The 9397-nt window shown below is 43.1% G+C and carries 8 protein-coding genes and 1 pseudogene; 3 read left to right on the top strand and 6 right to left on the bottom strand.

Annotated features, from left to right (window positions below):
- Positions 1-124 precede the first annotated feature (124 nt).
- From QTN94_RS06065 to QTN94_RS06055, 3 genes are read left to right on the top strand one after another with little or no spacing between them, the layout of a single operon-like run.
- Positions 125-1090: a SagB/ThcOx family dehydrogenase gene (locus QTN94_RS06065; RefSeq protein WP_331427185.1), complete on the top strand. Its 966-nt coding sequence runs from the start codon at positions 125-127 to the stop codon at positions 1088-1090.
- Between the two features lie 9 nt (positions 1091-1099).
- A complete protein-coding gene (locus QTN94_RS06060) occupies positions 1100-2068 on the top strand; it encodes a diiron oxygenase (RefSeq protein WP_038224103.1) in 969 nt (322 codons plus the stop codon).
- The gene (locus QTN94_RS06055; protein ID WP_038224104.1) at positions 2061-3233 is read left to right on the top strand and encodes an MFS transporter; all 1173 of its coding nucleotides are present in this window, start codon (positions 2061-2063) and stop codon (positions 3231-3233) included. The genes QTN94_RS06060 and QTN94_RS06055 overlap by 8 nt, the downstream gene beginning before the upstream one ends.
- Before the next feature lie 251 nt (positions 3234-3484).
- On the opposite strand, the gene QTN94_RS06050 is transcribed toward QTN94_RS06055, so the two are convergent.
- The 6 genes and pseudogenes from QTN94_RS06050 to fadD all read right to left on the bottom strand — a co-directional run bounded on the left by QTN94_RS06050 (position 3485) and on the right by fadD (position 9351).
- The gene (locus QTN94_RS06050; protein WP_331427184.1) at positions 3485-4093 is read right to left on the bottom strand and encodes a plasmid pRiA4b ORF-3 family protein; all 609 of its coding nucleotides are present in this window, start codon (positions 4091-4093) and stop codon (positions 3485-3487) included.
- A gap of 443 nt (positions 4094-4536) precedes the next feature.
- On the bottom strand, positions 4537-4968 hold the full coding sequence (locus tag QTN94_RS06045; RefSeq protein WP_331427183.1) for a hypothetical protein: 432 nt from the start codon (positions 4966-4968) through the stop codon (positions 4537-4539).
- The gene (locus QTN94_RS06040) at positions 4946-5743 is read right to left on the bottom strand and encodes a hypothetical protein (protein ID WP_331427188.1); all 798 of its coding nucleotides are present in this window, start codon (positions 5741-5743) and stop codon (positions 4946-4948) included. Before QTN94_RS06040 ends, QTN94_RS06045 begins: the two co-directional genes overlap by 23 nt.
- Positions 5744-5965: 222 nt before the next feature.
- Positions 5966-6193 (bottom strand): annotated as a pseudogene (locus QTN94_RS06035) (PAAR domain-containing protein); the annotation flags it as partial.
- 247 nt (positions 6194-6440) lie between these two features.
- Positions 6441-7556, bottom strand: coding sequence for a ribonuclease D (gene rnd, locus QTN94_RS06030; protein WP_331427187.1), 1116 nt, complete (start codon positions 7554-7556; stop codon positions 6441-6443).
- Positions 7557-7656: 100 nt separating this feature from the next.
- Positions 7657-9351: a long-chain-fatty-acid--CoA ligase FadD gene (fadD, locus tag QTN94_RS06025; protein ID WP_138970736.1), complete on the bottom strand. Its 1695-nt coding sequence runs from the start codon at positions 9349-9351 to the stop codon at positions 7657-7659.
- Positions 9352-9397: the final 46 nt, after the last annotated feature.

Here is a 9397-nt window from a genome sequence, read left to right as displayed (position 1 = left end):
TTGAAAGTTCGCTCACTGACAATGAGTATGGAGGCAGTAGCTTCTTCAATATGGCTTCTTTTCTTTCTGTTGGAATACGAGACACAATTCACTCTTACCGCCCTACACTGGTTAAATTTTAACAGTGACAACTATCCTGCCAGAGGGGGTAAGTCCAGAACTTGTAAGTACTATTTATAATTACATCAACAGCTCTGGTGAATATGATGAAAAAGCCATCGAGCACCTTCAAGAACTTAATATACTTCGGGAAAGTGATAACCAACATTGGGGATGGGACTGTCTCTCTCATATTTACCACCATGGAACCAAGAATGTTTTCAATGAAGAAGTCATCGAAAGCGCCGATGCATGGGTAGAAGAAAATAATAGGGTTCAACTTCAAGAATCAGACTCAATCATGCCAAAGTTTCGGGAAATAGTAGATGAGAATTCTACGGAAAGACGGATAGCGTTGTCTTGCAAACCGTCAAACCTCGATATAGAAAAATACTTAAATAACAGAAAAACCACTCGTGATTTCATAGATTCTCCAGTGCCTTTTCCCTCTGTAGAAAGCATTTTAACGATTTGCTACAAAGCATCATTCGATTGGGAAAATTCAAACGGCAAAGAGCCTTTGGGTAAAAAGAAAACTAGCCCATCTGGAGGCGGCTTGCATCCTACACAGACCTACGTTGTGGCGCTGAATGTAGATGGATTGGGAAAAGGGATATATTTCTATAATGACCTAGACCATGATTTATCTTACCTGCGTCCTTTCCCGAACGATTACCCACTTAGCCGACTGGTTGGCGGCCAGCCCTACGCCGAGAATGCGGCGTTTCTTATCATATTAACCACACGATTTGATTTGTCTTGGATAAAGTATAAACACTCTCGATGTTATCGAGTCTCACTGTTGGATGTGGGTCACTTGTCACAATCAACCCAACTGGTAACCTCAGAACTTGGCTTAGGGAGTTGGATTACGGGTCAACTTTGTGACTCGAATATCGAATGCTTACTAGGTTGCGACACTTCCGTCGAAGCACCGGTATATTGCATTGCGATTGGTAATACAACTGGTAACTCGTTCCCTAACGATTAAGGTAAATTTATGGATCACGTTAGAAAATGGATGCAGAAATCAATCATCACTTCTCATAAGTATCGATATTCAATGCAAGTCGATGGAATGAAAGGAATAATAAACACCGAGTGGATAGCAAACTCTTGGTACTCATACTTTCTTCCTTCAGTCATTGTAAGCAAATTAAACCGAGAAGAACGAGCCATTCTAGGTGCTTGCATATTGAGTAATTTCATGTCGTACACTGTTGAAGTGGAACATGGAATTGTTAACCCGATAGTGAACAAAATCAGCCTGGGTGAATCGCTATTTTTCACGGGCAAGCAAGAACGAATGACATGTTATGGAGTCTTTGCCGACGAAGTTTATCATGCCATGTTCTCTTACGATCTACTTTCTTCACTAATGTATAGTGGCGACATTCATAAGATTCATGACTTCGAGTTAGAGTCTAAAAATAAGTCCGAAAAAATGCGTTCACTGCACAACAGTGACAATAGCAGAGACACTGAAGTGTCAATGCTTGCATTAGGTGTTTACTCAGAAGTTTGCATCGCTACACAGCTGACCAACATACAAAAAGATACTATGTACGAGCCTGTCTACAACGCATTAAAAGATCACCTCGATGATGAAAAACGTCATGCTGCTATATTCATCGACCTCATGAGAACGTTTTGGAAAACATCAACTGTGGCCGACAAGGAACTGTTTATTTCAAAGCTGTTTGCAATGATGGATCTCAACGTATCATATATGGATCGGACTTGGGTGAAGAACTACCTTAGCTACATTGGTAAGGCTGACTTATATTTTCTTACTCCAACCATCAAGCCAGAGAACAAGTATGAAGGGATTGCCAACTTTGTTGAAAGAACTTCTAAAGTGCTTTTTGCTGAGCTTAATAGACTGGGCGCATGGGATGTTAAAGAACTCAATGATTTGTTGACTCGCTACCGTTTAACGAAATTTGCAAAAGAAGCACCCCATGCGTAGAACAAAGATACTTGTCTGCCTAACAGCATTGTCTATATTGTCCATGTTCCCGATGGACGTATTCGTGTCTTCTTTTTCAGACCTATCCGACTACTTCTCGATCCCCTATACCGATACCATATCTTCAGTCACTTTGTTTACCTACGGGTTCGGTGTGGGCGTATTGATTGTAGGTGTTCTGGCAGAAAAACTGGGGGTAACTACCGTGTTGCTAGGAAGTTTAGTTCTTTTGCTGCTTTCGAACTTGCTCTCACTTGGCCATACTAGTTACGAACTCTTCCTTGGTGCACGATTCATGCAAGGCCTGTTCTCATCATCATTTGTACTAAGTACATTTATAGTTCGAAATTGCTTTGAAGAAGAAGAAGGTGTGAAGGTTCGTGCTTTGATTGCGTCAATCTCTGCGATTGCAATTACTCTTTCTCCGATGCTTGGAGCTTTATTGACAACAACGTTTGGGTGGGGCTCAATTATTGTGGTAGCTTCCTTGGCCTGTATATTTGCAATACTGTGTTTTTTATCAATACTTAGTGATATACGTGATGCGAACAATAATAGTAGTGTGGGACAGAACAATTTCTTAAAATCAACAGCGTTCTGGACACTTAACATCGTGTCTACGCTGAATTTCTCCATTCACTTCGTTTTTGTAATGCTGTCAGTAAAAATTTTCACTCAAGACTTTAACGGCTCTCTACAAGACTACGGCTTGATGATGATTATTTATGGGACGGCACTCTTTGTAACAAACGTCATCATTACAAAGTTCAGCCCCAAACTAGCTTTTACTGGTGCTAATTATTGGTATTTGCTGTCCATAGCTGCCTTGGCTGGCATCATAATAAATATGTCCATTCACGGCGACTTTGGGTTTTATAGCTACTTCCCGTTCATCATCCTCGCCACCTTTTTTAGTGTCTATTTATCGAATGTCACTCTCAACAAAGCAATATTTGCAGTCAACGGAACACCGACAGTTTCTTCCGTTGTGGGAAGCATTAGATTTATAACCGCTGGTACTATTGGTTGGTTGGGATTTAGTAATGGGTCAGGAATTATTTCAATCGCATTGCTCTATTTAGTATCTTCGATCTTATCAATGATACTTCTGTGGTTGGTAAGGCCTAAGAATACCGAGGTTGGTGCAAACCTTCGTGGTCAGTAGTGAATGCTCCCATTCCTAAAATTATCTATAGGTAAGGGAGCAATAAGAAGGTCAATTATCGCCTTTGAGCTTTCAATGACCTCTTGTTATTTGTCCTGTGACTATGGACACATAGTCCCCAAGCGACTTTACAAATATAAAAAATCACTATTTCTGCATGAATCTCATTACCGTTACATGAGCTGTTTTGGGGCAAATGTCCGCAGTCTATGATCGCGAAATTTTTTCCGAAAATGAAAAAGGGGCATTTTCTACTTAGAGAATGCCACACACCACCGATGGTACGGGTCTGAAAATTTAACGCGCTTGGAATCGAAAGACTCAGGCTTATGTGGCCAATAACTTTTGGCATGTCCTTTCAGCCACTGAACAGTACCTTTGTATTCCTCGTGCTTTTTATTTGAGATTACTTCAAGCAAATCCTGATAACCGTTCATTCCGCCACAATCTTCAGGCGGACAAGCTCTCCCTCCAGAGACGCACTGAGGAAAATCAGAATCCAGTGGTGCTAAGAACATACCAACTAACACCACCTCATGATGCCAGTTATCACCAAAGTCGTATATATAGTCGATCGTATTGCCTAATGATGTGAAGTATTTTTTAACTGAAAACTCCCAACCAGCAACTACACGATCATCATGCTCTGCTTCCAGAATACCTATTGGCTTACCATTTGTTGGTCCGTTTTTCCTTGGTGTAAATTCATGCAGATGGTAATCTAGCCATCCAAACGCATCTTGAATGGCAACGTGTAACTCCCAAAAATTGTAATGGTCAGGAACATCAATCTCCCTCCAAATTTCAGGGTTGCTGTCAGATAACGATATCTTAAATCGAAGAATCTTTTGGTGCATCATTGATTACTAGTCCTATAGATAAGAATGAACCTAAATATCAGGTAATTGAGACGCTTTCATGCCAAGAGCTGCCAATTTTATCAGTTATGGTTATAACGGTCGCTGCTCTATAAGAGAATATCAGACCTATATCTGCTGAGTACACTCACTATTCTGGTAAGGACTGACGGTTGTCGTTACTTTGGGATTAGAAAATCTAGCTCACCTGAAGCCCTGCGTATCGTTACTGACAAAGCTCACTAAAGCGGTTTGGGGCAAAATCATGTTAGTTGGTACTAGCGGACAAGTGTGATCACCAAGTGATTCTGTCGTACCTTAACTACCAAGCGACTTTGTCGTTCGCTTAATTACCGAGGGAATTTGACGGCCTCTATTTTTGCGTATTCCTCTAAAGGATGTCCAAAGACTCGACGCCTTTAAAGCTAATTGACGAGTAAACCAACTCAATGCGTTGCTTTAATGTACATTAAATGAATCCCTGTCGGGGTTATCTTGGTTAAATCTCGGCTGTACACATAGCCATATTTTTCTAGTAAGTCGATTGAGTGATATGTCCATCCCGCAGCAAATGCTACGCCAACTAATGCAAAATAAAGGGCTATTTTATTAACTATTGATGTCCACCTTTCACCAATTACTGATCTTGCATTTCTCCCTGTATATAAACCAATGAAAGCGAATATAATAAGCAAAATCAGTGCTCCAAAACTGCCCAATGGAACCCAAAGCGATATTACCGACACTCTAACAATAGGTACCATGTCTAAAAGGTCCTGATAATCGCGCAATAAACCAGCACATATCCAACACCATACTGGTATAAATATAAAAAGCACACATAAAGCAGCAAATCTAACCTTCGCTTTCGATTGCATTCTCCACTCCCGTAACAACTTTTTTTGCGACATTAAACTCACCCCAAGCCCACTCAATAACCGCATAGGTAGCAAAGACAACCACTGCTCCAATTATCACATGTCCAGATAGGGTTGCAGCCACCCATAATGCAGCTTCGCCAGCCCCAAATTGGACCAGGGCTTTGAACATATCAGAACCGACATTCCCAAACCAGTTCACAAGGTGATAATCATCCTTGAGCACTAAATCACTAGTTGCAATACTGGCCGACACGACAAACGTTAAGACTCCTGCCCCTTTAAAATTCGCGGCTCTTGATTTTGGGCTAAAGCCAGCTTGCATTGCTTTAAATGAGTTGAGCGGGTATTTTTTTCCGTTCATGTTGATACGAGTACCATTCACAAACGCATATTTGAGCACTCTTCCATTCTGATCTGTGCCGTTAAACGCCACAAACGTTTTGCCTTTGCTCTCAACCAAATCCGCTTTAACGCCCATATCACCAAACTGCTTGGCAATTGAAGCAGCATCAAACAGCGGCCCTGTGTGGCTAAACCATGATTTCGCAGTATTAATACTCGCAGCAAGGGCAGCAACATCTTTCCCTGCTTCCAGCCAAAGGTTATGCAGGATCTTGTGTGCATCCTCCAAATCGGTGATAAGAACATGTTGCATGTTCTTCGCCATTTCTTCTTCAAGAGAACACTCTAAAGCGAGAGAATCACTCAATATTTTGTCGATGGTTTGAGTTTGGCTATAAAGCAATGGATCAGAGCGATAAAGGTCGTTCATTGGTGATAAATGACTGGTCGAGTTGGACGTTGTAGATAGCGAAGCAGCAGAGCGACCGCCAGAAGAGACACCTTGCCCAAAGCTCAAGCTCGACCCCATATTGATATTGACACCCTGCCCGATATTGACGCCTGCACCCATATCAATTGAGCCAGACATTTGAGCACCAAGGCTCACAGCGTCGCCACTCGAAAGCACAAAACAATTGCCACATCCGGTATCAACCGGATCGTCTTTCATCGCTATCAGCTTGCCACCAATCTTAATATTTCGCGGGCTGCCCTGGATGATTGGACCTACTCCACGACAGTTTTCATCCCCACAAGTACAGGTAGCTTGGTCTCCCAAGAGACTCACATCCAAGTTGTTAATTTTTACGCCAGCACTGCCTGTTAAGACTTTTCCGCCTGTACTGGTTGGCGTTCCAACGGTGACGGCATTATTAAACATGATGCTTACCAACTTGAAGAAACGTTCGACGTACTCGCAAGCATAAGCAATTGATTTGTTATCAACAAACTCAACGGACAAACCCTAGGCAAAAGGTCACATAATCGACAATTGAGGAAAATTTGACTATTTACGCATTTAGTTTTTGACGGGAGCAATAAATGGGCAAAAGTTAACTAGAACCCAAAAGGAACAGTTAACCCTATTAATGTTGTTTTCTGTTCCATCGAGCCCCATTAAAGCGTGTTTAAAGAAGCTTATTCAGTTTTTCGCCAAACAGTTCCAAACGCCAACCTTGCATCACATCAGGAAGCGAAGCAGGGTCACGGTCTTTTTTCCACACCCAACTAATAAGCTGATTTAATTGCTTTTTCGATGCTAAGAATTCCGTGGCTAATCCACTCGCCTGAGAGGCGCGTTTAACCTCATCTTTAAGCACTTTAAACTTCTGCTTATAGCCAGGCATATCCATTAGACGCTCAATTTTTTGCGGATACTCCTCTTGCGGAGTCATCAGCGCTGATTTGACGATGGAAATGATACGTGCACTGTGACGCTGAACAGAACGCAAGTCCATCCCCTCCTGCTCCATTCGTTTGCGGCTCTCAATACCCAAACGAGCGACGTTCAGAAGGTCATTTTCTTTGAAGATAAAGTTCAGCGCTAAGTCCCGCTTCAACGCCTCTTTTAGTCGCCATGTTGCTAGAGGTTTCAAAACGGCTAATTCGCTAGGCTTTAATTGCCATGCCCCTTTAACATCAAGGTAGGCGCGCTCGGGTTGAATTGTTTTAATTCGTTTCGAGGCAAGCAAATCACTTTCTTGCTGAGCGGCCTGCCACCAGCCCGCCTGAGTAATTTTCTCAAATAGCTGTTCATAAAGGGGAAGCAAGTAATATACATCGGCCGCGGCATACTCTAGCTGTTTCTCGGTCAATGGTCGCGCCAACCAGTCTGTACGTGACTCACTTTTGTCCAACTCAACGTTTAGGTAATCCGCTACCAGTGCAGCAAAACCTGTCGATAAGCCATGGCCGAGGAAGGCTGCCATTAGCTGCGTATCGACCATAGGGTAAGGTAAACAGTCAAAGCTATTGTGAAATACTTCCAAATCTTCACCACAAGCATGCAGGACTTTCAGCACTGACGTATCTTGCAGTAACTGGACAAACGCCGTCATGTCATCGATGACCGTGGGGTCAATGAGCGACAGGTTTTCTCCATCAAAAAGTTGAATCAAACCTAGCTGTGGATAATAGGTGCGAGTGCGCACAAATTCGGTATCCAACATCACAACGTCCGCTTCCCTAGCGCTGTTACACACTGTTTCTAGCTGTGATGACTGAGTAATAATCTGATATTTCACTAACTTCTCACTATGAGCGATTTCCATCGACATAAAAAATGCCGACTATGTATAGTCGGCATTCTATCACCAATCATTGCGGCTTGTTGAGTTAACTCACTTAGCCTTGTTGCGATTCTGCTAGCTTGGCATCGTTTTCTTCACGAAGTACACGGCGTAGAATCTTACCTACGTTGGTTTTCGGCAGATCGTCCTTAAACTCAACGAGCTTAGGAATCTTGTAACCCGTTAGGTGCTGACGACAGTGAGCGATGATCTCATCTTTAGTCAAACTAGGATCACGTTTAACAACATAGATTTTAACCAGTTCGCCAGACACTTCATGTGGCTGACCAATCGCAGCAACCTCAAGTACCTTACCGTGCAAAGCCACGACATCTTCAATTTCGTTTGGATACACGTTAAAGCCAGATACCAAAATCATATCTTTCTTACGGTCGACAATGTGGATTAGCCCTTCATCATCAAACTTAACGATGTCACCGGTCGATAACCACCCTTCGGCATTGATCACCTCTTTGGTGGCTTCAGGGCGTTGCCAGTAGCCTTGCATGACCTGTGGACCACGAACCTGAAGTTCACCAACTTCAGTATTCGCTAGAGGATTACCTTCATCATCAACGATACGAACTTCAGTTGATGGTACTGGTAAACCAATCGCCCCTGTGTAATCAGTCAGGTCATATGGGTTACCCGTTACTAGTGGTGAACATTCTGTCAGACCATAGCCTTCAAGTAGATGAATACCTGTGGTTTTCTTCCATTGGTCTGCGACTGCGCGTTGAACCGCCATGCCACCACCAACTGCCAACTTAAGATTACTGAAGTTGAGTTCATGGAAGTCTTCGTTGTTAACCAATGCATTGAACAGGGTATTAACACCGGTAATCGCAGTAAATGGATATTTTTGTAGCTCTTTAACGAAACCAGGAATATCGCGTGGGTTGGTAATCAATAGGTTCTGACCACCCATTTCGATAAACAGCAGACAGTTCACCGTCAAGGCAAATACGTGGTAGAGCGGTAATGCGGTTACGACTAACTCACGGCCTTCTGACAAAACCGGACCATACGCGCCTTTCGCCTGTAGTACGTTGGCAATCATGTTACGGTGAGTAAGAATCGCTCCTTTAGCGACTCCTGTTGTACCACCGGTGTACTGCAAGAAGGCAATATCGTCACCCGACATAAATGGCTTGACGTATTGAAGGCGACGACCTTTGTGTAACGCCTGGCGCATGGAAATTGCGCCCGGTAGGTCATATTTAGGAACCATGCCTTTGACATACTTAACCACGAAGTCGACCAATGTGCCTTTTGCACGCGGTAGCATTTGACCGAGACTGGTCAGAACAACGTGTTTCACTGATGTGTTGTCAACGATTTGCTCAAGGGTGTTGGCAAAGTTAGAAACAATCACAATCGCTTTCGCACCAGAGTCGTTCAGTTGGTGCTCAAGTTCACGAGGTGTGTAAAGAGGGTTGACATTGACAGCGATCATACCTGCGCGTAAAACGCCAAACAGCGCCACCGGATATTGCAGGAGGTTAGGCATCATCAAAGCGACACGGTCGCCTTTTTTCAACTTCAGCTCATTCTGCAAGTAAGCCGCAAATGCACGGCTACGCTCTTCCAGCTTGCGAAAAGTCATTACCGAGCCCATGTTCATAAATGCAGGCTGGTCAGCGTACTTTTGTACTGACTGTTCAAACATCTCCACCAAGGATGGATATTGATCTGGGTTGATGTGCTCTGGCACATCACTTGGATAACGTGATAACCAAGGTTTATCCACGGTAAAACTCCTCAAAATTAGCTGGCTGTCTACTATGTGAAACGCT

It is taken from the genome of Vibrio sp. M250220, assembly GCF_036533795.1.
In the GTDB taxonomy this organism is placed as follows: Bacteria; Pseudomonadota; Gammaproteobacteria; order Enterobacterales; family Vibrionaceae; genus Vibrio.
This window is presented reverse-complemented; position numbering and strand designations above follow the sequence as displayed.